This window comes from Allobosea sp. NPDC055353 (assembly GCF_053644975.1).
Genome location: NZ_JBSHMC010000003.1, coordinates 460,762 through 485,028, shown reverse-complemented (window position 1 = coordinate 485,028; position 24,267 = coordinate 460,762). Strand labels below are relative to the sequence as shown.

At 67.3% G+C, this 24,267-nt stretch carries 20 protein-coding genes; 12 read left to right on the top strand and 8 right to left on the bottom strand.

Features of this window, described 5'->3' with window-relative positions; all coding sequences use genetic code 11:
* The first annotated feature begins 74 nt into the window (after positions 1-74).
* Positions 75-710: a DUF6875 domain-containing protein gene (locus ACWIEX_RS22875; protein ID WP_454035224.1), complete on the top strand. Its 636-nt coding sequence runs from the start codon at positions 75-77 to the stop codon at positions 708-710.
* The gene (locus ACWIEX_RS22870; protein WP_454035223.1) at positions 707-1,870 is read left to right on the top strand and encodes a GNAT family N-acetyltransferase; all 1,164 of its coding nucleotides are present in this window, start codon (positions 707-709) and stop codon (positions 1,868-1,870) included. The genes ACWIEX_RS22875 and ACWIEX_RS22870 overlap by 4 nt, the downstream gene beginning before the upstream one ends.
* Positions 1,871-1,879: 9 nt before the next feature.
* Here ACWIEX_RS22870 and ACWIEX_RS22865 read toward each other — a convergent pair whose 3' ends face one another.
* The 4 genes from ACWIEX_RS22865 to ACWIEX_RS22850 all read right to left on the bottom strand — a co-directional run bounded on the left by ACWIEX_RS22865 (position 1,880) and on the right by ACWIEX_RS22850 (position 4,711).
* Positions 1,880-2,176: a 4a-hydroxytetrahydrobiopterin dehydratase gene (locus ACWIEX_RS22865; protein WP_454035222.1), complete on the bottom strand. Its 297-nt coding sequence runs from the start codon at positions 2,174-2,176 to the stop codon at positions 1,880-1,882.
* Positions 2,173-2,745 (bottom strand): RNA 2',3'-cyclic phosphodiesterase, encoded by a 573-nt coding sequence (thpR, locus tag ACWIEX_RS22860; protein WP_454035221.1) that lies wholly within the window; start codon positions 2,743-2,745, stop codon positions 2,173-2,175. Before thpR ends, ACWIEX_RS22865 begins: the two co-directional genes overlap by 4 nt.
* Before the next feature lie 222 nt (positions 2,746-2,967).
* Positions 2,968-4,023 (bottom strand): aldo/keto reductase, encoded by a 1,056-nt coding sequence (locus tag ACWIEX_RS22855; RefSeq protein WP_454035220.1) that lies wholly within the window; start codon positions 4,021-4,023, stop codon positions 2,968-2,970.
* Positions 4,024-4,102: 79 nt separating this feature from the next.
* Positions 4,103-4,711, bottom strand: coding sequence for an arylesterase (locus ACWIEX_RS22850; RefSeq protein WP_454035219.1), 609 nt, complete (start codon positions 4,709-4,711; stop codon positions 4,103-4,105).
* A 180-nt stretch (positions 4,712-4,891) separates the two neighbouring features.
* Between ACWIEX_RS22850 and ACWIEX_RS22845 the strand changes: the two genes are divergently transcribed.
* The 4 genes from ACWIEX_RS22845 (at position 4,892) to ACWIEX_RS22830 (ending at position 9,808) form a co-directional block, all read left to right on the top strand.
* Entirely contained in the window at positions 4,892-5,593 is a 702-nt protein-coding gene (locus ACWIEX_RS22845) for an ABC transporter ATP-binding protein (protein WP_454035218.1), read from the top strand.
* Between the two features lie 2 nt (positions 5,594-5,595).
* Positions 5,596-8,181, top strand: a complete 2,586-nt coding sequence (locus ACWIEX_RS22840) for an ABC transporter permease (protein WP_454035217.1) — start codon at positions 5,596-5,598, stop codon at positions 8,179-8,181.
* 220 nt (positions 8,182-8,401) lie between these two features.
* Positions 8,402-9,184 (top strand): Bax inhibitor-1/YccA family protein, encoded by a 783-nt coding sequence (locus ACWIEX_RS22835; protein ID WP_454035216.1) that lies wholly within the window; start codon positions 8,402-8,404, stop codon positions 9,182-9,184.
* A gap of 87 nt (positions 9,185-9,271) precedes the next feature.
* The gene (locus tag ACWIEX_RS22830; RefSeq protein WP_454035215.1) at positions 9,272-9,808 is read left to right on the top strand and encodes a GNAT family N-acetyltransferase; all 537 of its coding nucleotides are present in this window, start codon (positions 9,272-9,274) and stop codon (positions 9,806-9,808) included.
* 149 nt (positions 9,809-9,957) lie between these two features.
* Here ACWIEX_RS22830 and ACWIEX_RS22825 read toward each other — a convergent pair whose 3' ends face one another.
* Both ACWIEX_RS22825 and ACWIEX_RS22820 read right to left on the bottom strand, forming a co-directional pair.
* Entirely contained in the window at positions 9,958-10,326 is a 369-nt protein-coding gene (locus tag ACWIEX_RS22825) for a DUF2794 domain-containing protein (protein ID WP_061966492.1), read from the bottom strand.
* Positions 10,327-10,800: 474 nt separating this feature from the next.
* The gene (locus tag ACWIEX_RS22820) at positions 10,801-11,349 is read right to left on the bottom strand and encodes a peroxidase-related enzyme (RefSeq protein WP_454035214.1); all 549 of its coding nucleotides are present in this window, start codon (positions 11,347-11,349) and stop codon (positions 10,801-10,803) included.
* Positions 11,350-11,530: 181 nt separating this feature from the next.
* Here ACWIEX_RS22820 and ACWIEX_RS22815 point away from each other — a divergent pair, with 181 nt between their 5' ends.
* The gene (locus ACWIEX_RS22815; protein WP_454035213.1) at positions 11,531-16,363 is read left to right on the top strand and encodes an NAD-glutamate dehydrogenase; all 4,833 of its coding nucleotides are present in this window, start codon (positions 11,531-11,533) and stop codon (positions 16,361-16,363) included.
* A gap of 175 nt (positions 16,364-16,538) precedes the next feature.
* Positions 16,539-16,736 carry a Trm112 family protein gene (locus ACWIEX_RS22810; protein ID WP_454035212.1) on the top strand — a complete coding sequence of 66 codons (198 nt, stop codon included), beginning with the start codon at positions 16,539-16,541 and terminating at the stop codon, positions 16,734-16,736.
* A 129-nt stretch (positions 16,737-16,865) separates the two neighbouring features.
* On the opposite strand, the gene ACWIEX_RS22805 is transcribed toward ACWIEX_RS22810, so the two are convergent.
* A complete protein-coding gene (locus ACWIEX_RS22805) occupies positions 16,866-18,116 on the bottom strand; it encodes a ubiquinone biosynthesis hydroxylase (protein ID WP_454035211.1) in 1,251 nt (416 codons plus the stop codon).
* A gap of 123 nt (positions 18,117-18,239) precedes the next feature.
* On the opposite strand from ACWIEX_RS22805, the gene tesB reads away from it, so the two are divergent.
* The 3 genes from tesB to ACWIEX_RS22790 all read left to right on the top strand — a co-directional run bounded on the left by tesB (position 18,240) and on the right by ACWIEX_RS22790 (position 21,049).
* The gene (tesB, locus tag ACWIEX_RS22800; RefSeq protein WP_454035210.1) at positions 18,240-19,106 is read left to right on the top strand and encodes an acyl-CoA thioesterase II; all 867 of its coding nucleotides are present in this window, start codon (positions 18,240-18,242) and stop codon (positions 19,104-19,106) included.
* A gap of 238 nt (positions 19,107-19,344) precedes the next feature.
* Positions 19,345-19,683, top strand: a complete 339-nt coding sequence (locus ACWIEX_RS22795) for a P-II family nitrogen regulator (RefSeq protein WP_061966489.1) — start codon at positions 19,345-19,347, stop codon at positions 19,681-19,683.
* A gap of 28 nt (positions 19,684-19,711) precedes the next feature.
* Complete coding sequence (locus tag ACWIEX_RS22790; protein ID WP_454035209.1) at positions 19,712-21,049, top strand: ammonium transporter; 1,338 nt, start codon at positions 19,712-19,714, stop codon at positions 21,047-21,049.
* Positions 21,050-21,111: 62 nt separating this feature from the next.
* On the opposite strand, the gene ACWIEX_RS22785 is transcribed toward ACWIEX_RS22790, so the two are convergent.
* Positions 21,112-21,444 carry an antibiotic biosynthesis monooxygenase family protein gene (locus ACWIEX_RS22785; RefSeq protein ID WP_454035208.1) on the bottom strand — a complete coding sequence of 111 codons (333 nt, stop codon included), beginning with the start codon at positions 21,442-21,444 and terminating at the stop codon, positions 21,112-21,114.
* A 185-nt stretch (positions 21,445-21,629) separates the two neighbouring features.
* On the opposite strand from ACWIEX_RS22785, the gene ACWIEX_RS22780 reads away from it, so the two are divergent.
* Positions 21,630-24,200, top strand: coding sequence for a DNA translocase FtsK (locus tag ACWIEX_RS22780; protein ID WP_454035207.1), 2,571 nt, complete (start codon positions 21,630-21,632; stop codon positions 24,198-24,200).
* The last annotated feature ends 67 nt before the right edge of the window (positions 24,201-24,267 follow it).

Here is a 24,267-nt window from a genome sequence, read left to right as displayed (position 1 = left end):
ATGGCCGCAGCGATCAATCCTTCGCTAATCGGCTCCTGCTATGCCATGGCTCCCCTTAGTCCCGTCATGCGGCCATGACCGATAGCGCCCTCGTCGAACCGCAGCTCCTGACCTTGCCCGAGGCCCGCACCCGCAGCGCGGACGGCGCCGCACCGCCGCTGGCCGTGCTCGTCGGCTGGGTCGAGACTTACCTGATGAGCGGCCATGCCGATCTCGGCCGGACAGGCGCGGTCTGCCCCTTCACCCGCCAGGCTGCGAAGCTCGACACAGTCCGCCTCGGCATCTCCACAGCAACGGCAGCCGATGAGGGCACGGCCTTCGCGGCCGTGAACCGCAGCTTCGCCGATCTCGACGCGATTCCCGCGCAAGCGACCCTCCAGCATTTCCGCACCGTGATCCTCGGCTTCCCCGGCTGCGCCGATCCGGCCGGCACGGCGATGCTGCAACGGGTCCAGAAGCGGCTGAAATTCGCATCCCTGCGGCGCTTGCGCATGATCGGCCTGATGCACCCGGACTCGGAGGCGCCGGGCCTGTGGAACCCGCAGTTCCGCCCCTTGCGCGCGCCCTTCCCGATCGTCGCCGTCCGCCACATGGTCGAGCAGGACGCGCCCTTCGCGGCGCGCCATCCGCTCCTGATGCTGCCCTATCTCGCCCGCTTCCGCTTGGCGGGCGCGAAACGCCTCATCGCGCATCTGCGCACGGGCCCATGAACGCGGTGCTGCCTTTGCCCACCCGGCGGGACGATGCCGTGACGCTCGATCTCGTCGAGGATATCGCGGGTTTCCTGGCGCTGCGCCGGGATTGGGAGGCCCTGTTCGAACGCTCGGCCGCGCCCTCGCAGCTCTTCCAGAGCCATGTCTTCCTGCGCCATTGGGCAACGCATTACCTCAGCCCCGACACCCGGCTCAGCATTGTCACCGCCCGCCGGGCCGGTGAACTGGTGATGGTCTGGCCGCTCATCCGCCAGAGGCGCTACGGTCTCGACACCTTGCGCTTCATGGGCGTGCCGGTCGCCCAGTTCGGCGACGTGCTCGTCGGCGAACCCGAGGCAGCGCTGCTGGAAACCGGCTGGACTTTCGTTCAAACCCTGCGCGCCGATCTCTTCGAAGCTCGCAAGCTGCGCGCCGATTCGCGCCTTGCTCGGAGTGGCCTGCTCGATAGCGCGGCCCATGGCGACCGGCAGGAGGCGCCCTTCGCGGACCTCGCCCGCCGCGTCGGCGAATCCGGCCCAAGTCTCGCCTACCCCGCACGGGAACGCTCGAACCACCGCCGGCGCCTGCGTCGCCTGGAGGAGCGCGGTCCGCTCGCCTACGCCATGCCGCCACCGGGCGCCGAGGCGGCCCGGCTCGCAGCCGCGGCGATCGCGATGAAGCGGGCGACCCTGGCACGGCGCGGCATCGTCGCGCCGGTCATCAACGATCCCCGCTTCGGCGCGTTCTTCACCGACCTGGCCGGGGACGTCTCCGGCGAGGCCACGCTGCGGATCATGTCTATCCTCAGCAGAGGCGCGCCGATCGGCATCGACCTCTCCTTCGACTGCAAGGGCCACAGCTTCGCCCATGTCCTCGCGACCGACCCGGACCATGAGCACGACGGCATCGGCAAGATCCTGATCCACCACAGCTTCGCCGGCGCCCGCGCCCGTGGCAGCACGGTCTTCGACCTGCTGGCTCCGGCCGAGCCCTACAAGCGCGAACATGCCGATGGCTGCGTCGCGATCAGCGATCGCCTCCGGCCGCTGTCGTTGAAGGGGCGGCTGGCCTGCCATCTCGGCATTCAGCATTGGCGACCGATGCTGAAGAGTGTGGTGAAGCGCCTGCCGGCAGGGCTCTCGCGCCAAGTCATGCCCGCGCCGCGGCAAGGCAGCTAGCGTAGCGACCTAATCCGAGATCGCGTCGATGGCGCGTGCCAGCTTGACGTCGAGCTCGGTCAGGCCGCCGGCATCATGGGTTGCGAGGGTGATGTCCACGGTCCGGTAGACATTCGACCATTCCGGATGATGGTTCATCGCCTCGGCCAGCAGCGCGACCCGCGTCATCCAGCCGAAAGCCTCGCTGAAATCGCGGAAGACAAAGCGCTTGGCGATGGCCTCGCGCCCCTGCACCAGCTTCCAGCCGGTCAAGGTCGCCAGCGCCTCGGCCTGCGCCTCGACGCTCAGCCGCTTCGGCCTCGTCATCGGCGCATCTCCCGCGGCAGGCGATTCGGATAGGACGGGCCGAGCGGATAGGCCGCCTCCAGCACATAGGGCCCGCCGCCGATCGAATCCCGCGAGGACATAAGCGCCACCCGGCGCGCGGTGAAGACGAAGGGCCGAACGATCGGGTGCTGGCCGAGATGATGCGCGACCTCGCCGGGCGAGGTATCGCGCAGCCGTGCCAGCGTGACATGAGGCACGAACTTGCGCGCCTCCGCCGGCAGGCCGAGACGGCGCATCTGCCGCTCGAGATCGGACTGGAGATCGCTCAGCGCCTTGCTCGGCTGCACCCGCGCGAACAGCGCGCGCGGCTTGTCGCCGCCGAAGCTGCCGAGCGCATCGAGCGTGACCTCGAACGGATAGGCCGTGATATCGGAGAGCATGTAGTCGACATCGTTCGCCATGCGCCGGTCGACATCGCCCAGGAAGCGCAAGGTGATGTGATAATCGGCCGGCTCGATCCAGCGCGCGCCGGACAATCCGCCGCGATGCAATGTCAGCCCGGTCGCGACTTCGGCGGGGATTTCCAGAGCGATGAACAGCCTCGGCATGAGCGAATCCCTGCCAAGCGATTGTGACTCTGGCGAGACGGTAGAGCAGGAAGCCGGCTCTAGGGAATTGTTTTTGCGCCCTCATCCCCACTCCCGCGCCGTCATCCCGGACAAGCCGCGATAGCGGCGTCGATCCGGGATCCATGCCGGAACCGTTCCGGAATGGATCCCGGGTCTCCCTTCGGACGCCCGGGATGACCGTGTCTGGACTGGAAATGAAACCTACGGGCAGGGATTGCCGACGAGCTGATGGATCGCGTCGATTCCGGCTTCCACCTCGGGCGAGAGCTTGATCTCGATCGAGGCGATGTCGGTCCTGAGCTGCTCCATCGAGGTCGCGCCGATGATGTTGGCGGTCACGAAGGAACGGCTGTTGACGAAGGCGAGCGCCATCTGCGCCGGGTCGAGTCCGGCTTCGCGGGCGAGCGCGATATAGCGCTTGATCGCCTCCTCCGCTCCGGCCGTCTGGTAGCGCTGGCCGCGGTCGAACAGCGTCGTGCGGGTTCCCGCCGGGCGGGCACCGTCGAGATATTTGCCGGTGAGAAAGCCCTGCGCCAGCGGCGAATAGGCGAGCAGGCCGACATCCTCGCGCAATGCCACTTCGGCCAGCGCCGTCTCGAAGGTGCGGTTGAGCAGGCTGTAGGCGTTCTGGATCGACTGCACCCGCGGCGTGCCGCGGATTTCCGAATCGCCAACGAAGCGCATCGTGCCCCAGGCGCTCTCGTTGGAGAGGCCGAGATGACGGATCTTGCCGGCCTTGATCACCTCCGCGAAGGCATCGAGCTGCTCGGCGATCGGCGTTTCGTCGGCCGGCTGCTCGAAGGCTGCCTTGGAGAATCGCGTCGGATTCGAGCCCCAGGGCATCGGCCGCTCCGGGAAATGGATCTGGTAGAGGTCGATATAATCGGTCTGCAATCGCTGCAGGCTCTTGTCGACGGCCTCGAAGATCTGCTTGCGCGTCACCCGCGTCGGGCTCTTGTCGTCGCGGAACCAGGTATTGCCGCCGCGCCCGCAGATCTTCGACGCCAGGATGATCTTGTCGCGCTTGCCGCGCGCCTTGAACCAGCTCCCGACGATCCGCTCGGTCGAGCCTTGCGTCTCCGGCTTCGGCGGGATCGAGTACAGCTCGGCGGTGTCGAAGAAATTGATGCCCTGCTCGACGGCATAGTCCATCTGGGCATGGCCTTCGGCCTCGCTGTTCTGCTCTCCCCAGGTCATGGTTCCCAGGCAGATCACCGAGACCTTGAGATCGGTGCGTCCAAGGCGGCGGTATTCCATGGCGAAGCAACTCCGGGAGAGGGCCGGCAGGCGGCAATGCGGAAACGGGGATACGCCGCGCGGAGAACCCGCGGGCGGATCAGGATCTGGGCGGCAGGCTGGCGATGAAGCGCTCGACCGTCGGCAGGATGGTCCGGACGATGACGGCGACGCCCTCGGCCGTGGGATGCAGCCCATCCGCCTGGTTCAGAGCGCGGTCGCCCGCGATGCCTTCCAGGAAGAACGGGTAAAGCACCAGCCCATGCTTCTTCGCAAGCTCGGGATAGATCGTATCGAAGCGTTTCGCATAATCTTCGCCGAGATTGCGCGGCGCATACATGCCGGCGAGCAGCACCGGGATCTTCCGTTCGGTCAGGCGCGCGATCATCGCATCGAGGTTTTTCCGGGTGAGCGCAGGGTCGACGCCGCGCAAGGCATCATTGGCGCCGAGTTCGAGGATGACGCCGTCGGTACCATCCGGCACCGACCAGTCGAGCCGTTCGAGCCCCCCTTGCGTCGTGTCGCCGGAGACGCCGGCATTCACGATTTCGACAGCGACGCCCTTCTGGCGCAGCGCCTGCTCCAGCACGGCGGGGAAGGCGGTACTGGCCGGCAGGTTGTACCCCGCCGACAGCGAATCGCCGAAGGCGACGAGCTTCAGGGATCGCGCCGCGCTCGCGTTGGATGGAGGCGTCTGGGCACCGGCCATGTCAGCGAACCCGATCAAAAGCAGCAGGAAGGCGACGAAAAACGTCGCAGCCGATTGGACAAGCGCAAACCCGAGCCCATATGGCCGCAGACCGCGTCGCGCCGAGAACCTGCCCCGTTCGGGGCGCGATTCCGTGCGAACGGGGATGGCGATGGGTCGTGAAATCAGGATCATGGCGTGATGAGCGAGAAGGCCGCTTCGGCAATCGAGTTGCAGGATGTCCACCTGAGTTTGGGGCGTGGCGCCGCCCGCGTCCATATCCTCAAGGGCGTCTCGGTGTCGCTGGCCGATGGCGAGGCGACCGGCCTCGTCGGCCCCTCCGGCTCCGGCAAGTCGACCCTGCTGATGACCATGGCCGGGCTGGAGCGCCCCGATTCAGGGCTGGTCAAGGTCGCCGGCCAGGACCTCGGCGCCCTCGACGAGGACGGGCTCGCGATCTTCCGCGGCCGGCATATCGGCATCGTCTTCCAGTCCTTCCACCTCGTCCCGACCATGACGGCGCGCGAGAACGTCGCCCTGCCGCTGGAGCTTGCCGGCCACACGGACGCCTTCGCCCGCGCCGAAGCCGAACTGCGCAATGTCGGCCTCGGCCATCGCATGGACCATTACCCGGCCCAGCTTTCCGGCGGCGAGCAGCAGCGCGTCGCCATCGCGCGCGCCGTGGCGCCCGATCCCGCGATCCTCGTCGCCGACGAGCCCACCGGCAATCTCGACGAATCCACCGGCCGCGCCATCGTCGACCTGATCTTCGCGCTGAAGCGCGAGCGCGGCGCGACGCTGGTGCTCGTCACCCATGATCTCACGCTTGCCGCGCTCTGCGAGCGCACGGTCCGCCTGCGCTCCGGCGTGATCGAGGCCGAGCCCGAGACGGTGGTCGCCTGACGATGCACGCCCCCGTCAAGCCGACCTCGTCCCCTCCCGCGCAGTTCCCCGGTATCGGCCTCGTCCTGCGCCTCGCCATCCGCGACCTGCGTGCGGGCCTGCGCGGCTTCGGCATCTTCATCGCCTGCCTGGCGCTCGGCGTCATGACCATCGCCGCCGTCGCCTCGGCGTCGCGCGGCCTGACCGAGGGCCTCGCCCGCGAAGGCCGGCGCATCCTTGGCGGCGACGCCGCCTTCAGCCTGATCCATCGCGAGGCAACAGCGCCGGAGCTCGCCTTCCTGACAGCGCGCGGCACCGTCTCCAGCATCGCCACCATGCGCGGCATGGCCAATGCCGGCGAGAAGGGCGCGGCTCTGGTCGAGATCAAGGCGGTCGACGCGGCCTATCCGAGCATCGGCGCAGTCGAGACCGACCCCCAGGCGCCGTTGCCCGGCCTGCTCGCCCAGCGCGACGGCGTCTACGGCGCGGTCGCCGACCCCGTCCTGTTCGGCCGCCTCGACCTCAAGCCCGGCGATATCGTCACGGTCGGCGGTGCGAAGATCCAGCTGCGCGCCAATCTCGTTTCCGAGCCCGACAAGATCGCGGCCGGCGTCGGCTTCGGCCCGCGCCTTCTCATGTCGCAGGAGGCGCTGAAGGCGACCGGCCTGATCCAGCCCGGCAGCCTGATCCGCTGGACCTATCGCCTCCAGCTCCCGCCGAGCGCGACGAGCGACGCCGATCTCGACAGGCTCATCGCCGATGCCGGCACGCAGCAGCGCGACGCCGGCTGGGAAATCCGCTCCCGCGCCAATGCGGCGCCGAGCTTCCAGCGCAATCTCGAACGTTTCACCCAGTTCCTGACGCTGGTCGGCCTCACCGCCCTCTTGGTCGGCGGCGTCGGCGTCGCCAACGCCGTGCGCCGCTTCGTCGAGGCCAAGAAGCTCGACTTCGCCACGATGAAGGCGGTCGGCGCCACCGGAGGCCGCGTCGTCGCGATCCACCTGACCGAGGTGATGCTCGTCGCCGCGATCGGCACCGCCATCGGCCTCCTGCTCGGCGCCGCCGCGCCCTTCGGCCTGGGCGCCGTCGTCCAGAGCATCCTGCCGGTCCCATTCGAGCCGACCTTGGCCCCGGGCGAGCTCGCCGTTGCCGCGCTCTACGGCCTGCTGACGGCGTTCGTCTTCGCGATCATCCCGCTCGGCCGCGCCCATGACATTTCCGTCTCCGCCCTGTTCCGCGACAAGGTCGAGCCGGATCAGCGCCGCCCGCGCGCGATCTATCTCGCCCTCTGCGCGCTCGCGCTGGCTGGCCTCGCCGGCGTCGCCATCGGCTTCGCCTATGATCGCCGGATCGCGCTGATCTATATCGGCGTGATGTTCGGCGTCTTCCTGCTGCTGCGCGCCGTCTCGTTCGGCCTGATGGCGCTGGCCCGCCGTATCCCGCGTCCGCGCCGCCCGGCCCTGCGCATGGCGCTCGCCAACAGCCACCGGCCGGGCGCGCTGACACCGGCGCTCGTGCTCTCGCTCGGTCTGGGCGTCGCCCTGCTCTCGGCGCTGTCCTTCATCGATGTCAGCCTGACCCGGCAGCTCACCGGCGCCCTGCCCGAGAAGGCGCCGAGCTTCTTCTTCCTCGACGTTCCCAGTCGCGATTCCGAGCGCTTCGACGCCTTCCTCGCGGCGGAGCGGCCGGACGCGAAGACCGAGCGCGTCCCGATGATGCGCGGCCGCATCGTCTCGGTTAACGAGACCCGCGCCGAGGACATCAAGGCCAGCGAGCAATCCGCCTGGGTGCTCGACGGCGATCGCGGCATCACCTATGCCGCGACGTTGCCGGAAGGCTCGCGCATCGCCGCGGGAGAGTGGTGGCCGGCGGATTATCGCGGCGAGCCATTGGTCTCCTTCGACGCCCAGAACGCTGCCGGCATCGGCCTGAAGATCGGCGACAGGCTCACCGTCAACGTGCTCGGCCGCAACATCACCGCCCGCGTCGCCAATTTCCGCACGGTCGACTGGCGCTCCTTCGGCATCAATTTCGTGATGGTGTTCTCGCCCAACACCTTCGCCGGGGCGCCGCATACCAATCTCGCCACCGTCGCGACGAGCCCGGACGGTAAGGGCGCGACCGACGCAGCCCTGATGCGACGCCTCGCGCTCGACTTCCCGGCCGTCACCGCGGTGCGGGTGAAGGACGCGCTCGAAGCGGTCAACACCATCGTCGCCCAGCTCGCCATGGCGATCCGCGGCGCCTCGGGCCTCGCCATTGCCGCCAGCCTGCTGGTTCTGGGTGGCGCACTCGCGGCCGGGCAGCGGGCGCGGCTCTATGACGCGATGATCCTGAAAACGCTCGGCGCGACCCGTCGCTTCATACTTTCGTCGTACGCCCTTGAATACGCCGCCATCGGCTTCGTCGCGGCCGTCTTCGGCGTTCTCGCGGGTACAGCGGCGGGCTGGGGCATCGTCACGCAAGTGATGCGCATCGAGTTCGTCAGTGATCCCAGAGGAGCTATACTGGCTGCGACTGCCGCCGTCGGGGTTACCGTCCTGTTCGGGCTCGTCGGTACGATAAAAATACTGACGAAAGCGCCGGCTTCTCATCTCAGGAATTTATGATGACTATCTGAGAACGACTCTCGATAGACATTAAGATCCTGTAATTCTGCCTGTGTGCGGCGCCGAACTTCTATCCCGGCGCTGGCCTTAACCATGGCGGGGTCTTGTAAGGAAAGCGAAAGCCCCTCATATTCCCGTCATCGCGACTTTTCGTGCGCGAGGACGGCTGGCGCTCGCGCGTCTTCCGTCGTCCGAAACACCGTCAGGGGAAACTCGCTTAATGAGCAACTTCGACCGCAATGCTCCAGTCTGGGGTGCCGGCCGCGCACAGCAGACCAGCGCCGTCGAGATGGATCAGGGCCTGCGCTCGTTCATGCTCGGCGTCTACAACAACATGGTGATCGGCCTTGCGATCTCGGCGCTGTTCGCGCTGGGCATCAACAAGATGGCCGTGACCGATCAGGCCAGTGCCGTCGCCAAGATCGGCAACACCTATCTCACCTCCTTCGGCCAGCTGCTCTATGGCACGCCGTTGATGTGGGTGGTCGCGCTGGCGCCGCTGGCCTTCATCTTCTTCTTCTCGTTCCGCGCCGACAAGATGTCGGCCTCGTCCGCTCGGACGATGTTCTTCGCCTTCGCGGCGGTGATGGGCGTCTCGCTCTCGACGATCCTGATCCGCTACACCGGCGCGTCGGTGGTGCAGGTCTTCTTCATCACCGCGGCGGCCTTCGGTGGCCTGAGCCTCTACGGCTACACCACCTCGAAGTCGCTCTCCGGCATGGGCTCGTTCCTGGTCATGGGCCTGATCGGCCTGATCCTGGCCTCGATCGTGAACATCTTCCTGGCCTCGGGCGCCCTGGGCTTCGTCATCTCGCTCGTCGGCGTCGGCATCTTCGCCGGCCTGACCGCCTGGGATACCCAGCGCCTGAAGGAGATGTATCTCTACTCCGAGCTCGGCCCGGAGGAGGCTGCGAAGCTCTCGGTGAACGGCGCGCTGTCGCTCTACCTGAACTTCATCAACATGTTCCAGTTCCTGCTCTCGCTGATCGGCAACCGCGAGTGAGAACGACCATCTCCCGATCGGAGAAACGAGCCCCGGCCCCACGGCCGGGGCTTTTCTTTTGGCACGCAGATTGCTCATGCTTTGGGCATGACGACGCCTTCGATCCGCCCGGGCCTTCCCGCCGACATCCCTGCCATCGCGGCGATCTACGCCCATGCGGTCCTGCACGGCACCGCCTCCTGGGAGCTGGAGCCGCCGGGCGAGGCGGAGATGGAACGGCGCTACGAGGCGCTTCTGGCCGGCGGCTACCCCTATCTCGTCGCCGAGCGGGAGGGTGCCGTCCTGGGCTATGCCTATGCCGGCGCCTATCGGCCGCGCCCGGCCTATCGCAGCACCGTCGAGAACTCGATCTATATCGCGCCCGCCGCGCAGGGACTGGGCATCGGCGGTCTGCTGCTCGACGCCCTGATGACGGCCTGCACCGAGCGCGGTTTCCGCCAGATGATCGCGGTGATCGGAGACGGCACCGGCGCCTCCATCGGCTCGCGCCGCCTGCACGAACGCGCCGGCTTCCGCCTGATCGGCATTGCCGAAAAGGTCGGCTTCAAGCACGGCCGCTGGCTCGACCAGATGCTGATGCAGAAGGAGCTTGGCGAAGGCGACCGCAACCCGCCGAGCCTTTGATCAGTCAGCGGTCCTCATCCTGAGGAGCCGCGTGAGCGGCGTCTCGAAGGATGCTCCAGATGGTTCGGGAGCCTGCTGAAACATCCTTCGAGACGCGCCTGCGGCGCTCCTCAGGATGAGGGCTCGAACAAGAACTTACCCTGGGCGCCTTAGCTCACCACACTGAGCTTGTTGTCGAGCACCTTGAGCACGCGCGAGAGTTCCGAGCCGCGTTTCAGGATCAGCCCAGTCGCCGCAACGACCGAATAGGCGCCTTGCCGTCGCGCCAGCGCCGGGTCCTTGACGATCCGGTAGAGCGGCATCTCCGACGAGCGCCGGAACACCGAGAACTGCGCCTTGTCCTTCAGGAAATCGATGGCGTAGTCGCGCCATTCGCCGGCCGCGACCATGCGGCCATAGAGGTTGAGCAATTCGCTGAGTTCGCGCCGGTCGAAGGTCACGGGCGCCGGTCGCGCCGGCACCGGGAAATTGACGACCGCACCGGCGGCTTGCGATTGCGGCGTTTCGCTTTCGCTCATGGCGCCTCCCTGTCCGGGGCCTCACCAAATCATTCCGGGATGATGCGCCCGCAGTCCTGCGCTGGCAAGGGATGCCGGCGCAGCAATCACATTCGCGCGTGAGTCGGGCCCTTACGGCGATTGCCCCATTTTCGCCGCGAACGCGTCAAGCGAGCGCCAAGTTGCGCCGTTCAACTCTCCTCGTTGCCTCGACGGCCCGGTTTCGCTGATCACCGGTTTGTCAGCCCCCCAGCCCCCCGGAGTTCGGGCGGAGCCGGGCCACCGAGTCGGGGCCAACTAGCGGCTGGCATTGCGCCGGCCGTTTTTCTTTTGGGGCTTCCGGCAACACCGCTGTCATTCCGGGGCTTCGCGGAGCGAAGAGCCCGGAACCCACGACCGGGCGAGCGGCTTACAACGCGGCATAAAACTCTCACCAGTCGTGGGTTCCGGGTTCACGCCTGCGGCGCGCCCCGGAATGACAAACATGGATACATTCTACCGCACCTGCCCATGATATTCGGCGTTGGGCCGCATATCGACCGCCGAGGCCATCCGGTTCGACATGTTGTAGAAGGAGGCGACGGCGCCGATATCCCAGATGTCGCGCGCGCTGAAACCCGCCTTGCGCAGGCCTTCGCGATCCTCTTCCCCGACGAGATGCGGGGTTTCCGTCAGCTTGACCGAAAAATCGAGCATGGCGCGGTGCCGCACCGAGAGATCCGCTGCCCGATAGTTCATCACCAGCAATTCGCCCAGCACCGGATCGCCCGAGAGCTGGCGCACGGCCGCGCCATGGGCGGTCAGGCAGTAATAGCAGCGGTTCACGCTGGAGACGGCGACGGCGATCATTTCCCGCTCCAGCTTCGACAGGCCGGACGGCGCCAGCATCAGGTCGTTGTAGAAGGCGGCGAAGGCCGTGAGCTTGGCATCGTCATGCGCGTAGGAGGTCAGCACGTTCGGCACGAAGCCGAGCTTCTCCTGGCATTTCGCGAAATAGGCCTGGTTCTCGGCCGAGAGCGTCCCGGGCTTCAGATCCAGAGCCATCACGCTCGGGGGCGAATCCTGGCGCGCGGGCTCCTCTCCCACCTTGGGTTTGTCATGCTTTGTTGCCATGGTGTGTCCTGTCGAGTCGGGGGAGCGTCAGTTTGCCGCTTTTTCAGGCACGGCAAGTTGAAAGGCTCCGCAGCCTATGTCATCGCTGCGGCAAAACAACTGGGGTTGGGATATGGGCAAACGGGTAACGAACGCGACTGCGAGTGCAATCGCAGCGATCGAGGCCGCAGCCACCGGACTGAAGAGTTCGATGCCCGCCGAGTTCCCCCGCCTGCTCTTTGGCCGTTCCGTCGCCGAGGATCTCGAGGCCCTGCCGGCCGAAATGCTGGCCCGCACCGCGGCCGCAGCCTTCGAACACCTTGCCCAGCCGCGCAAGTCCGAGACGATCAACCTGCGCTTCCGCGACGAGGAATACGGCGAGGGCGAGCGCAGGAACCAGCTCACCGTTCTCGAAGTGGTCAACGACAACAAGCCGTTCCTGCTCGATTCGACGCTGGCCGAATTGCAGGAGCAGGGCCACGAGCCGCGCCTCGTCGCCCATCCGATTCTGGCGGTCGCGCGCGACGCCAAGGGCAAGTTCGCCTCGCTCGCCGGCGAGGCCGCCGGCCGCGCCCCCGAGGGCACGCGCCGCGAGAGCCTGCTCCATATCCACGTCCCCCGCATCGATACGCCGGAGGCGCGCGAGAAGCTGCGCGTCGGGCTCGAACGCGTCTATGGCGATGTCGCGCTCGCCGTCGACGACTGGGCCGCGATGCGTGGCCGCATCACCGAGGTGATCCAGGCCTACCGCGCCAATCCGCCGCCGCTGCCGGAGGACGAGATCGCCGAGGCGCTGCAGTTCCTCGAATGGATCGCCGGCGACAATTTCACCCTGCTCGGCATCCGCGCCTACCGCTTCCCCGGCGGTGACGTCGCGGCCGACCCGATCGAGGGCTCGGGCCTCGGCATCCTCCGCGACCCGACGGTCAAGGTCCTGCGCAAGGGCCGCGAACTGGTCACGGTCACACCCGAGCTGCGCTCTTTCCTGGCCAAGCCGCAGGCGCTCATCATCACCAAGGCGAACGTCAAGAGCCTAGTTCATCGCCGCGTCCATCTCGACTATGTCGGCGTCAAGCTGTTCACGCCGGATGGAAGGCTCGACGGCGAATTGCGCATCGTCGGCCTCCTGACCTCGAACGCCTATACCGGCTCGGCCCGCGCCATCCCCTATCTCAGGCTGAAAGTCGCGCGCGTCGCCAAGAATATCGGCTTCGACCCGGCGAGCTATTCCGGCCGGGCGCTGATGAACGTGCTCGATGCCTATCCCCGCGACGAGCTCTTCCAGATCGACGTGGCGACGCTTGAACAGTTCGCCCTCGACATCCTCCAGCTCACCGAGCGGCCGCGCATCCGCGCGCTCGCCCGCGTCGACGAGTTTGATCGCTTCGTCTCGATCCTCGTCTTCATCCCGAAGGACCGCTACGACACCACCGTCCGCCTGCGCGTCGGCGATTTCCTGGCGCGGGTCTATGGCGGGCGCCTCTCGGCCGCCTATCCGGCCTATCCCGACGGGCCGCTGTCGCGGACCCACTACATCATCGGCCGCGACGAGGGCAAAACCCCGCGCATCGAGCGCTCGACGCTGGAAGCCGGTATCAGCGCCATCGTCCGGACCTGGGGCGACGGGCTGAAGGACGTGCTCGACCAGGAGAAGGCCGGCCCCGCCGCCCGGGCGCTGGCCGAGCGCTATGCCGAGGCCTTCGGCGCCGCCTATCGCGAGCGCTTCTCGGCAGCGGACGCGCTCGTCGACATCGAGATGCTCCAGCAGCTCACGCCGGAGCGGGCACGCGCCGTCAATCTCTACCGGCGCGAGGGCGACGACGCCAAGCGCGCCAATCTCAAGGTGTTCTCGCGCGGCGCGCCGATCTCGCTCTCGGCCCGCGTGCCGGTGCTCGAGAACATGGGCTTCCGCGTCGTCAACGAGCGGACCTACAACGTCATGCCGCAGGGCAATGGCGACAATGTCCGCATCTGGCTGCACGACATGACGCTGGAGCGCGCCGACGACGGCGAGATCGATATCGAGCATCTCGATCCGACCATCGAGGCGGCGCTGATGGCGCAGTTCCGCGGCCTCGCGGAATCCGACCGCTTCGACCAGCTCGTCCTCGCCGCCGGCCTCGCCTGGCGCGAGGCAGCCCTGCTGCGCGCCTTCGGGCGCTATCTGCGCCAGGCCGGCGCGCCCTACGCCCAGGGCTATATCGCAGACGCCCTGACCCGCCATCCCGACATCGCTTCGGGGCTCGTCGCCTATTTCGCCGCCAAGTTCGATCCGCGCATCGCGGCGACCGAGCGCGAGCAGCGCATGGCCCAGAAGCATGCCGAGATCGAGGAAGCGCTCGACGCCGTCACCAGCCTCGACGACGACCGCATCCTGCGCCGCCTCGTCAATCTGGTCGATGCCGCCCTGCGCACCAACTTCTTCCAGATCGGCCCGGACGGCCAGCCGCGCCAGACCATCACCTTCAAGTTCGACTGCGCCAAGGTCGACGGCCTGCCGCTGCCGCGCCCGCTCTATGAAATCTTCGTCTATTCGCCGCGGGTCGAGGGCGTGCATATGCGCTTCGGCAAGGTCGCCCGCGGCGGCCTGCGCTGGTCGGACCGGCCGCAGGACTTCCGCACCGAGGTGCTCGGCCTGGTCAAGGCACAGCAGGTCAAGAACGCCGTGATCGTGCCGGTCGGCGCCAAGGGCGGCTTCTTCCCGAAGCAATTGCCGCCGGCCTCCGACCGCGCCGCCTGGCTCGCCGAGGGCACCGAGAGCTACCGCATCTTCATCCGCAACCTGCTCGAGCTCACCGACAATCTCGATGGCGAGACCATCGTGCCGCCGCCGGACACGGTGCGGCATGACGGCGACGACCCCTATCTCGTCGTCGCCGCCGACAAGGGCACCGCGACCTTCTCCGACACCGCCAACGCGATCTCGCTGGAGAAGCATCACTGGCTCGGCGACGCCTTCGCCTCCGGCGGTTCGCAGGGCTATGACCACAAGGGCATGGGCATCACGGCGCGCGGCGGCTGGGAAGCGGTCAAGCGCCATTTCCGCGAGGTCGATGTCGACATCCAGACCACGCCCTTCACCGTCGCCGGCGTCGGCGACATGTCGGGCGACGTCTTCGGCAACGGCATGCTGCTCTCGCCGGCGATCAAGCTGGTCGCCGCGTTCGACCACCGCGACATCTTCCTCGATCCCAGCCCGGACCCGGCCACCTCGCTCGCCGAGCGCCAGCGGCTGTTCAACCTGCCGCGCTCGTCCTGGGCCGATTACGACAAGAGCCTGATCTCGAAGGGCGGCGGCGTCTTCTCGCGCCAGGCCAAGAGCATCCCGCTCTCGGCCGAGGTTCGCGCGCTGCTCGACCTCGACAAGAAGGAGGTCTCGCCGCCGGAGCTGATGACGGCGATCCTTAAAAGCCGCGTCGATCTGCTCTGGTTCGGCGGCATCGGCACCTATATCCGCGCCTCCGACGAGACCGACGCCCAGGTCGGCGACCGCGCCAATGATCCGATCCGCATCACCGGCAACGACCTCCGGACACGGGTCGTCGGCGAGGGTGCCAATCTCGGCGTCACCCAGCGCGGCCGCATCGAGGCCGCCCGCAAGGGGATCAGGATCAACACCGATGCGATCGACAACTCCGCCGGCGTCAACACCTCCGACGTCGAGGTCAACATCAAGATCGCGCTGGCCGGCCTGGTGAAGGACGGCCGCCTGAAGGAAGACAAGCGCAACGAGTTGCTGGCGGCGATGACAGACGAGGTCGGCGACCTCGTCCTGCGCAACAACTACCTGCAGACGCTGGCGCTTTCGCTGACGGAGGCACAAGGGGCGGCCGCAACGCCCGGCCTGCGCTTCCTGATGCAGACGCTGGAAAAGGATGGCCGGCTCGACCGCTCGGTCGAGTACCTGCCGAGCGATGCCCAGCTCGCCGAGCGCGAGAAGCGCAGCGAAGGCCTGACCCGGCCGGAACTCGCCGTGCTGCTCGCCTACGCCAAGCTTTCAGTGCACGACGCGCTGCTCGAATCCTCGGTGCCCGACGATCCCTATCTCGCGACCGAACTCGTCCGCTATTTCCCCAAGGCCCTGCGCGAGGCCTATCCGGATGCGATCGCCAGCCACAAGCTGCGCCGCGAGATCGTGGCGACGCAGCTCGCCAACGCCATCGTCAACCGTGGCGGCCCGGCCCTCGTGCCGGTGCTGGCGGCGCTCACCCGCTCGGACGCACCGGCCATCGCCGCCGCCTACGCGATCGCGCGCGATTCCTTCGATCTCATCGCCCTCAACGGCGAGATCGATGCGCTCGACGCGAAGATCCCCGGCAAGACCCAGCTCGGCCTCTATGGCGCCGCTCAGGAGCTCGTCACCAACCGGATGGGCTGGTTCCTGCGGCGCGGCGTCGCCAAGCCCGGCACGATCGAGCAGACCATCGCGCGCTATGCCAAGGGCGTGAAGGAACTGTCCGAGCATCTCGGCTCCCTGCTGCCCGAAGCCGCGTCCCAGGCGCGGCTGGCGCGCATCGCCGTGCTCACTTCGGAAGGCGTGCCGGAGACGCTCGCCACGCGCATCGCGAGCCTGCCGGCGCTGGCCGAGGCGACCGACATCGTCGATATCGCCGAGCGCAGCAAGCGCAAGATCGGCGAGGTCGCCCGCATCCATTTCGGCATCGACGCGCTGTTCGGCCTGTCGAGCTTGAAGGCGGCGGCCGCGGCCGTGCCGGCGACGGACGATTACGAGCGCCTCGCCCGCGAACGCGCGATCGAGACCCTCGACGACGCCCAGTCCAACCTGACGCAGGAGGTCTCGGCTTCCGCAAAGGGGCAGGGCACGCTGGAGAACTGGCTGGCGGAGCGTGGCGAGGATGCGGAGCGCACCCGCACCACGGTCAACGCGATCACCAGCTCCGGCCTCACCCTGCCGAAACTGATGGTGGCGGCCGGCATGCTGGCCGATCTGCCCCGCAAGCACTAGAAAGCGCGGTGTTCTGGCGGTGAAACACACCGTCATTCCGGGCTTGCCCCGAAAGCCATCGTAGAGCGCTTAAGCCTTACGATGGCTTCCGGATCGGCACCGCTATCGCGGCTTGTCCGGAATGACGGCGGCGTTTCGATAAGCGAACCGCCCGCTCTTGAGAATGGAAAGACCGATGACCGGCAAAGCCGACACGACCACCCGCATCGACCCCAAGCTTCTCGAAATCCTGGTTTGCCCACTGACCAAGGCGACGCTGGAATACGATGCCGCGAAGCAGGAGCTGATCAGCCGGGCGGCGAAGCTCGCCTATCCGATCCGCGACGGCATCCCGATCATGCTGCCGGAAGAGGCCCGGCCGCTGGAGGATTGAGGTAGACGTCGTTCTCGCCGCCATCGTCATGGTCGGGCTTGTCCCGACCATCCACGTCTTTTCCTCGGCAAACGGGAGAAGCGTTCAAGACATGGATGCTTGCCACAGGGGCGAGCATGACGGCATGAACTACAGCGCCTCGCCCCGCAACAGCCGCGGCGTCGCGCCGGCGACGCCGGCAGCCTCGCGGATGAAGAAGCGCTTCAGCCCCGGCAAACGATCGACGATGCCAAGCCCCAGATCGCGCGCCAGCCTGAGCGGCGTCGCGTCGTTCGAGAACAGGCGATTCAGCCCGTCGGTCACCGCGCCCATCGCCACGGTGTCGAAGCGGCGGGCCTTCTCGTAATCCTCCAGCACGTCGGCCGAGCCGGGGTCGAGACCTAGCCGCGCCGCGTCGACGATCGCCTCGGCCAAAGCGGCGACGTCCTTGAGGCCAAGATTGAGCCCTTGCCCGGCAATCGGGTGGATCAGATGCGCGGCATCGCCCAGCAGCGCCAGTCGCTCGCCGACGAAGCGGCGGGCGACGCCGAAGCCGAGCGGATGCGCGCTCACAGCGCTTTCCAGAGCGAGCTCACCGAGATCGAGCCCGAAACGCCGCTCGATCTCGGCCAGCATGTCCGTCGCATCGAGCGAGAGCAGCGCTTCGACGTTCTCCTTCCGCTCCGTCCAGACGATCGAGGAGCGATGCCCGAGCGCGCCACCCTCAGTCAGCGGCAGGATCGCGAAAGGCCCGGACGGCAGGAAATGCTCGACGGCCCGTCCCTGATGAGGCCGCTCGTGCCCGATCGTCGCGACGATGCCGGACTGGCCGTAATCCCAGCCGACCCAGCCGATGCCCGCCTGTTCGCGCAGCTTCGAGCGGGCCCCGTCGGCCGCGACCAGGAGCGCGGCCTCGCAGCGGGTTCCGTCACCGAAAACCAGCTCCACCGCCGTATCATCAGCGGAGAAGCGCCGCACCCCGGTGCTGAGCAGTTCGACGCCGGCACCCCCGCAGGAGGCCTTCAGCGCCGCGACCAGCGCTGCATTCTCGACCATATGGGCAAAGGGCTGGCCGGGCTCGACCTCGCCGTCGAAGGTCAGGAAGACCGGCCGGACGGCGTCCTCGGTCCGGCTGTCCGAGACGATCATCTCCAGCATCGGCTGGGCGGTATGGGCGATCGTCTCCCAGATGCCGAGCGTCTCCAGCATCGCCCGCCCGCCGGCCGCGACCGCATAGGCGCGGTTATCGGCGCGCGGTGCGGCCGCCAGCGCCGGATCGGCCAGGATGACCGCGAAACCCTCGCCCAACCCCTGCTTCAGCGCCAGAGCCAGCGCCAGCCCGGCGATGCCGCCGCCCGCGATGACGATGCGCATGGCGCTGTTGCCCTGTTCGATAGCCATGCCGTCCTTCTCTCCGCGTCGACTTGACGCCACGGGATGCCTCGGTGCTGATGCCAGGCGAAGCCGGCTGTCCCTGTGCGGGGCGCCGGCCGCTCCGTCAACCTGACCGTGATGCCGCCGACCATGTCCCAGATCAGCGCCTCCCTGACGGCGATTCTCGACCTCGAACCGCTCGAGCGCAACCTGTTCCGCGGTCGCAGCCCGAAATCGACCTGGCCGCGCGTCTTCGGCGGGCAGGTGATCGCACAATCGCTCTATGCCGCCTGCAAGACCGTCGAGGATCGGCAGCCACATTCGCTGCATGCCTATTTCCTGCTGGCGGGCGACCCCGAAGTGCCGATCGTCTACGAGGTCGACCGCCTGCGCGACGGCCGCTCCTTCACCACGCGCCGGGTGCTGGCCATCCAGAAGGGCGAGGCGATCTTCGCGATGTCGGCATCCTTCCATGTCGACGAGCCCGGCTACGAGCACCAGATGCCAATGCCGAAGGTTCCGATGCCGGAAGAGCTGCCGGATCGCGAGGAAATGGCGAAACTGTTCAATTCGCCACAGCCCAATCCACTCCAGACCTTCTACCAGCGCAAGCGGCCGATCGAGATCCGCCCGGTCGAGCTCGAACGCTATCGCGGCGGCGCCAGCCTGGAACCGAAGTTCAACGTCTGGATCCGGGCGATCGAGCCACTGCCCGACGAGCCGGCCTTCCACCAGAGCGTGCTCGCCTACGCCTCTGACCTGCTCCTGCTCGATTCCAGCCTGATCGCCCATGGCGCGACGGTCTTCGACCAGAAGATCCAGGCAGCAAGTCTCGACCACGCCTTGTGGTTCCATCGCCCGTTCCGGGCCGACGACTGGCTGCTCTATTCGCAGGACAGTCCCTCGACCTCCGGCGCCCGCGGCTTCTCGCGCGGTCTCATCTTCGACCGGCAAGGCCGCCTGGTCGCTTCGGTGGCGCAGGAAGGTCTCGTCCGGCCCCGGCCTGATCTCGGCTGACCTGATTTCAGGCAGCTGCGTAGAAACCAGACGATTGCCTTATTATTAGGCAGACGCGACGGTTCTTCCCGCTTCTCCTGCATGATTTCGCCTCCGGATGCGGCTTTGCCGCTCCTGGAGCGCGTTGGCACGTCCCTTGAATTGCATGTTGCGACGCAACTGCGGTCCCGCAGGCGCGAGAGGTGCAACGAGATCGCCGGGGCTGACGACCGGGCGGCGCAAACGGGAAGCCCAGCACATGAAAATCGTGATGGCGATCATCAAGCCGTTCAAGCTGGAGGAGGTGCGCGACGGGCTCACCGCCGTCGGCGTTCACGGCCTGACCGTGACCGAGGTGAAGGGCTACGGCCGCCAGAAGGGTCACACCGAAATCTACCGCGGCGCCGAATACGCGGTGAGTTTCCTGCCGAAGATCAAGATCGAGGTCGCCGTCTCCGACGATCTCGTCGACCGGGTGATCGAGACGATCACCACCGCCGCCCGCACCGGTCAGATCGGTGACGGCAAGATCTTCGTCTCCTCGATCGAGAAGGCCGTGCGCATCCGCACCGGAGAGACCGATGCCGACGCGCTCTGAGCCCCGCCCCCTCAAGGAGTTTTCGACGATGATTCTCAGGACCTCGCTGCGGGCCGGATCGGCCGGCCTCGCTCTCGCCGCACTCTCGGCCGGCGCCGCGCTGGCACAGGCGCCGGCTGCCGCCGCCGTTCCCAACAAGGGCGACACCGCCTGGATGCTGGTCTCGACGCTGCTCGTGCTGTTCATGACGCTGCCCGGCCTCGCGCTCTTCTATGGCGGCCTCGCCCGCTCGAAGAACATGCTCTCGGTGATGAGCCAGGTCACGGCCACCGCCGCCGTGATGTGCATCGTCTGGGTCGTCTACGGCTACAGCCTCGCCTTCACCGGCGGCGGCTCGCTGACCAGCTTCATCGGCTCCTTCTCCAAGGCCTTCCTCGCCGGCGTCACCAATGAGACGACCTCGGACACCTTCACCAAGGGCGTCGTGATCCCCGAATATGTCTTCATCTGCTTCCAGATGACCTTCGCCATGATCACGCCCGCGCTGATCGTCGGCGGCTTCGTCGAGCGCATGAAGTTCTCGGCGCTACTGCTTTTCGTCGTGCTGTGGGCGACCTTCGTCTATTTCCCGATGGCGCACATGGTCTGGTTCTCGGAAGGGTATCTCTTCACCCTCGGCGCGCTCGACTTCGCCGGCGGCACGGTCGTCCACATCAATGCCGGCATCGCCGCGCTCGTCGGTGCGCTCGTGATCGGCAAGCGCATCGGCTACGGCAAGGAACTGATGTCGCCGCACTCGCTGACGATGACCTTCATCGGCACCGCCGTGCTCTGGGTCGGCTGGTTCGGCTTCAATGCCGGCTCGAATCTCGAGGCCACCGCCGGCGCGGCGCTCGCCATGATCAACACCTTCACGGCGACCGCCGCAGCGGCGCTGGGCTGGCTCTTCATCGAATGGATCGTCAAGGGCAAGCCCTCGCTGCTCGGCATGCTCTCGGGTATCGTCGCCGGCCTCGTCGCGGTCACCCCGGCCGCCGGCCTGGTCGGTCCGATGGGCGCGATTGTGCTTGGCGCGGTCGCCGGCGTGGTCTGCTTCTTCTTCTGCACCACGGTGAAGAACGCGCTCGGCTACGATGATTCGCTCGATGTCTTCGGCGTCCACGGCGTCGGCGGCATCATCGGCTCGATCGGTACCGGCATCTTCGTCGCCCCGGCACTGGGTGGCGTCGGCGTCGCCGATTACGCGATGGGCGCCCAGGTCTGGAAGCAGTTCGTCGCCGTCGTGGTCGCCGTCGTCTGGTGCGGCGTCGGCTCCCTCGTCCTGTTCAAGATCATCGACGCAGTGGTCGGCCTGCGCGTCACCTCCGACCAGGAGCGCGAGGGCCTCGACATCGCCGAGCATGGCGAGCGCGCCTACAACATGTGATCCTCCCACCGCTTCGGCGGTACCTCGACCCCGGCGGGCAACCGCCGGGGTTTTTCTTGGCGTCAACCCGGCTCGTTCACGACGATCTCGAGGACCTGTACCCCGTCGGGCAATTCGATCAGGAATTCGGCATCGCGCGGCAGGTGATGAATGCGGCGTGGGTCAGGGCCGGCGAAGCGGGACATCGCCTCGACGCTTTCCCAATAGGAAATCGTGACGAATTCGCTCTCGGTCTCGCGATCCTCCCGGAACATCTGCGCACCCAGGGCCTTTTCCAGCAAAGGCGTCACGCCCTCGCTCCGCAGATAGACGGCATAATCATCGGCCTTCGCGCGCGTCGTGCGGCCGCGCCAGATCCGGGCGATCCGGGCTTGAACGGTCTTCGATGCGGTCATGGAACACCTCCTGTCCAACTCGGACTCAAAGGTGGCGCACCGCGATCCGTTCCCTCCGCTCCCGACAATCGGCGACAGGAGCGTGCGAGCGTCGTTCAAGGTTAAGCGGGTCTTAACCTCGGCTTCCTAACCTTCCGCGGATGGCCGAATGGTGCGGCCGACAGTCCGGACAGACCCGAAACCGCATGCGCACGATCCGCCGCTCCCAATCGCTCATGGACCGCCTGCCCGACCCGGTGCGCGAGTTCCTGTCGCGCCGCGCCTCGGAGCTGACTGGCATGGGCGTGCTCGCCCTGATGATTGCCATCTCCACGGCGCTGGCGAGCTGGTCGGTCGACGACCCCAGTCTCAACAACGCCACCAGCGGCGCCATTCGCAACTGGCTCGGCCGCCCCGGCGCCATGGTCGCCGATCTCCTGATGCAGCTCATCGGCCTCGGCGTCATCGCCCTGCTCTTCCCGCCCGTGATCTGGGCACTCAGACTCGTCCGCTTCCACATCTTCGACCGTGGCGCATTGAAGCTCGGCCTCTGGGTCGTCGGCGTCGCTGCGACGGCCGCCGTCGCCAGCGCCCTGCCCGCGACCCCGCGCTGGCCGCTGCCCACCGGCATGGGCGGCGTGATCGGCGACGGTCTGCTCTTCGGCACGCGCAATATCGCGGGCATCGCCGGGGGAGCGGTCGGCAGTCTCGTCGGCTTCCTCTATGCCGGCATCGCCATCCTGGCCGTCACCGCCGCCGCCGGCTTCGGCTTCGTCACCGACGAGGACCCGGTTCTCGACAGCGACGAGGCCGAGGACAACTGGTCCGACAGCGACGAGCGCCGCGACGACGAACCCGGCATCGCCGTCATCCTGATCGGCTGGCTCGCTCATGGCGCGATGGCGCTGCGGGCCGCGATCCTGCGCCGCCTGCCGCAGCCCCCCGAGCCGGCCGTCGATACCGGCCTTGTTCCGACCCGTGACAACGGCCGCGTCCGCCGCGAGCCGCAATTCGGCGAGGCGCCGGCCGGGCGCCGCGGCCTGCCCGATTTCGAGCCCGAGCCGCTGCCGGGCGCTCGTGCTGCCACGGCGGGCCGGACGACCGACGATTACGACGCGCCTTTCGATCTCGACGACGAGCCGCAGGATCTGCGCGATCTCAACGCCCCGCGCGTCGCCATGCCGCGCGCCGCGCCGAAGCCCGGCAAGCGCATGCAGCGCGAGGCGCAGCCCTCCCTGCTCGACCGCGACTCGTTCGAATTGCCGCCGCTGACTTATCTGGCCGAGCCGAAGAAGGTCGCGGCGAACGCGGTCTCGACCGATGCGCTTGAGCAGAACGCCACGCTGCTCGAAGGCGTGCTGGAGGATTTCGGCGTGCGCGGCGAGATTTCGCAGGTGCGCCCCGGTCCGGTCGTGACCTTGTACGAGCTTGAACCTGCGCCGGGCACGAAATCCTCCCGGGTGATCTCTTTGGCCGACGACATCGCGCGTTCGATGAGCGCGGTGTCGGCGCGCGTCGCGGTGGTGCAGGGCAAGAACGCGATCGGCATCGAGTTGCCCAACACCCGCCGCGAGACCGTCTTCCTGCGCGAGTTGCTCGCCAGCCAGGATTTCGAGGCGACCAAGCACAAGCTCGCGCTCTGCCTCGGCAAGACCATCGGCGGCGAGCCTGTCATCGCCGATCTCGCCCGCATGCCTCACCTGCTCGTCGCCGGCACCACCGGCTCGGGCAAGTCGGTCGCCATCAACACCATGATCCTGTCGATCCTCTACCGGCTGAAGCCGGAGGAGTGCCGCCTGATCATGGTCGATCCCAAGATGCTCGAACTCTCCGTCTATGACGGCATCCCGCATCTGCTCACCCCCGTCGTCACCGATCCCAAGAAGGCGGTCGTCGCCCTCAAATGGGCGGTGCGCGAGATGGAGGAGCGCTACAAGAAGATGTCGAAGCTCTCGGTGCGCAACATCGACGGCTTCAATGCGAGGGTCGGCGAGGCCAAGGCGGCCGGCGAGGTCATCACGCGGACCGTCCAGACCGGCTTCGACAAGCATTCCGGCGAGGCGATCTACGAGGAGGAGGTCATGGACCTCGAGCCTCTGCCCTATATCGTCGTCATCGTCGACGAGATGGCCGACCTGATGATGGTCGCCGGCAAGGAGATCGAGGGCACGATCCAGCGCCTCGCCCAGATGGCCCGCGCGGCGGGCATCCATGTCGTGCTCGCGACCCAGCGCCCCTCGGTCGACGTCATCACCGGCACGATCAAGGCGAATTTCCCGACCCGGATCTCCTTCCAGGTCACGAGCAAGATCGATAGCCGCACGATCCTCGGCGAGATGGGTGCCGAGCAGCTGCTCGGCCAGGGCGACATGCTCTATATGGCCGGCGGCGGGCGCATCACCCGCGTCCACGGTCCCTTCGTCTCGGACAGCGAGGTCGAGAAGGTCGTCGCGCATCTCAAGACCCAAGGCCGGCCGCAATATCTCGACGCCGTCACCTCCGAGGAGGACGAGGGCGGCGAGGACGAGGATGGTGCCGTCTTCGACAAGACCGGCATGGGTTCGGTCGAGAGCGACGACCCTTACGAGCAGGCGGTCGCGGTCGTGCTCAGGGACAAGAAGGCCTCGACCTCCTATATCCAGCGCCGCCTCCAGATCGGCTACAACCGCGCCGCATCCATCATGGAGCGCATGGAGAACGAGGGCATCGTCGGACCCGCAAACCACGCAGGGAAACGCGAGATTCTCGTCGAGGGCCAGAACCAGCACGACGAATGAGGCTCGCGAGGGCCGCCAGCCCTTGCGGGCACCGGTGCCAGTCCTCAAATTGCCATGACGATGCTGC

What these genes read in the sequence shown, in the direction of transcription:
- ACWIEX_RS22835 (WP_454035216.1), top strand. Translation starts at nt 8,402, where the DNA reads ATGAGCAACTTCGACCGCAATGCTCCAGTCTGGGGTGCCGGCCGCGCA.
- ACWIEX_RS22810 (WP_454035212.1), top strand. Translation starts at nt 16,539, where the DNA reads ATGACCGGCAAAGCCGACACGACCACCCGCATCGACCCCAAGCTTCTC.
- ACWIEX_RS22785 (WP_454035208.1), bottom strand. Translation starts at nt 21,444, where the DNA reads ATGACCGCATCGAAGACCGTTCAAGCCCGGATCGCCCGGATCTGGCGC.
- ACWIEX_RS22875 (WP_454035224.1), top strand. Translation starts at nt 75, where the DNA reads ATGACCGATAGCGCCCTCGTCGAACCGCAGCTCCTGACCTTGCCCGAG.
- ACWIEX_RS22805 (WP_454035211.1), bottom strand. Translation starts at nt 18,116, where the DNA reads ATGGCTATCGAACAGGGCAACAGCGCCATGCGCATCGTCATCGCGGGC.
- ACWIEX_RS22820 (WP_454035214.1), bottom strand. Translation starts at nt 11,349, where the DNA reads ATGGCTCTGGATCTGAAGCCCGGGACGCTCTCGGCCGAGAACCAGGCC.
- ACWIEX_RS22780 (WP_454035207.1), top strand. Translation starts at nt 21,630, where the DNA reads ATGCGCACGATCCGCCGCTCCCAATCGCTCATGGACCGCCTGCCCGAC.
- ACWIEX_RS22830 (WP_454035215.1), top strand. Translation starts at nt 9,272, where the DNA reads ATGACGACGCCTTCGATCCGCCCGGGCCTTCCCGCCGACATCCCTGCC.
- ACWIEX_RS22845 (WP_454035218.1), top strand. Translation starts at nt 4,892, where the DNA reads ATGAGCGAGAAGGCCGCTTCGGCAATCGAGTTGCAGGATGTCCACCTG.
- ACWIEX_RS22825 (WP_061966492.1), bottom strand. Translation starts at nt 10,326, where the DNA reads ATGAGCGAAAGCGAAACGCCGCAATCGCAAGCCGCCGGTGCGGTCGTC.
- ACWIEX_RS22840 (WP_454035217.1), top strand. Translation starts at nt 5,596, where the DNA reads ATGCACGCCCCCGTCAAGCCGACCTCGTCCCCTCCCGCGCAGTTCCCC.
- ACWIEX_RS22790 (WP_454035209.1), top strand. Translation starts at nt 19,712, where the DNA reads ATGATTCTCAGGACCTCGCTGCGGGCCGGATCGGCCGGCCTCGCTCTC.
- ACWIEX_RS22855 (WP_454035220.1), bottom strand. Translation starts at nt 4,023, where the DNA reads ATGGAATACCGCCGCCTTGGACGCACCGATCTCAAGGTCTCGGTGATC.
- ACWIEX_RS22795 (WP_061966489.1), top strand. Translation starts at nt 19,345, where the DNA reads ATGAAAATCGTGATGGCGATCATCAAGCCGTTCAAGCTGGAGGAGGTG.
- ACWIEX_RS22865 (WP_454035222.1), bottom strand. Translation starts at nt 2,176, where the DNA reads ATGACGAGGCCGAAGCGGCTGAGCGTCGAGGCGCAGGCCGAGGCGCTG.
- ACWIEX_RS22870 (WP_454035223.1), top strand. Translation starts at nt 707, where the DNA reads ATGAACGCGGTGCTGCCTTTGCCCACCCGGCGGGACGATGCCGTGACG.
- thpR (WP_454035221.1), bottom strand. Translation starts at nt 2,745, where the DNA reads ATGCCGAGGCTGTTCATCGCTCTGGAAATCCCCGCCGAAGTCGCGACC.
- ACWIEX_RS22850 (WP_454035219.1), bottom strand. Translation starts at nt 4,711, where the DNA reads ATGGCCGGTGCCCAGACGCCTCCATCCAACGCGAGCGCGGCGCGATCC.
- ACWIEX_RS22815 (WP_454035213.1), top strand. Translation starts at nt 11,531, where the DNA reads ATGGGCAAACGGGTAACGAACGCGACTGCGAGTGCAATCGCAGCGATC.
- tesB (WP_454035210.1), top strand. Translation starts at nt 18,240, where the DNA reads ATGTCCCAGATCAGCGCCTCCCTGACGGCGATTCTCGACCTCGAACCG.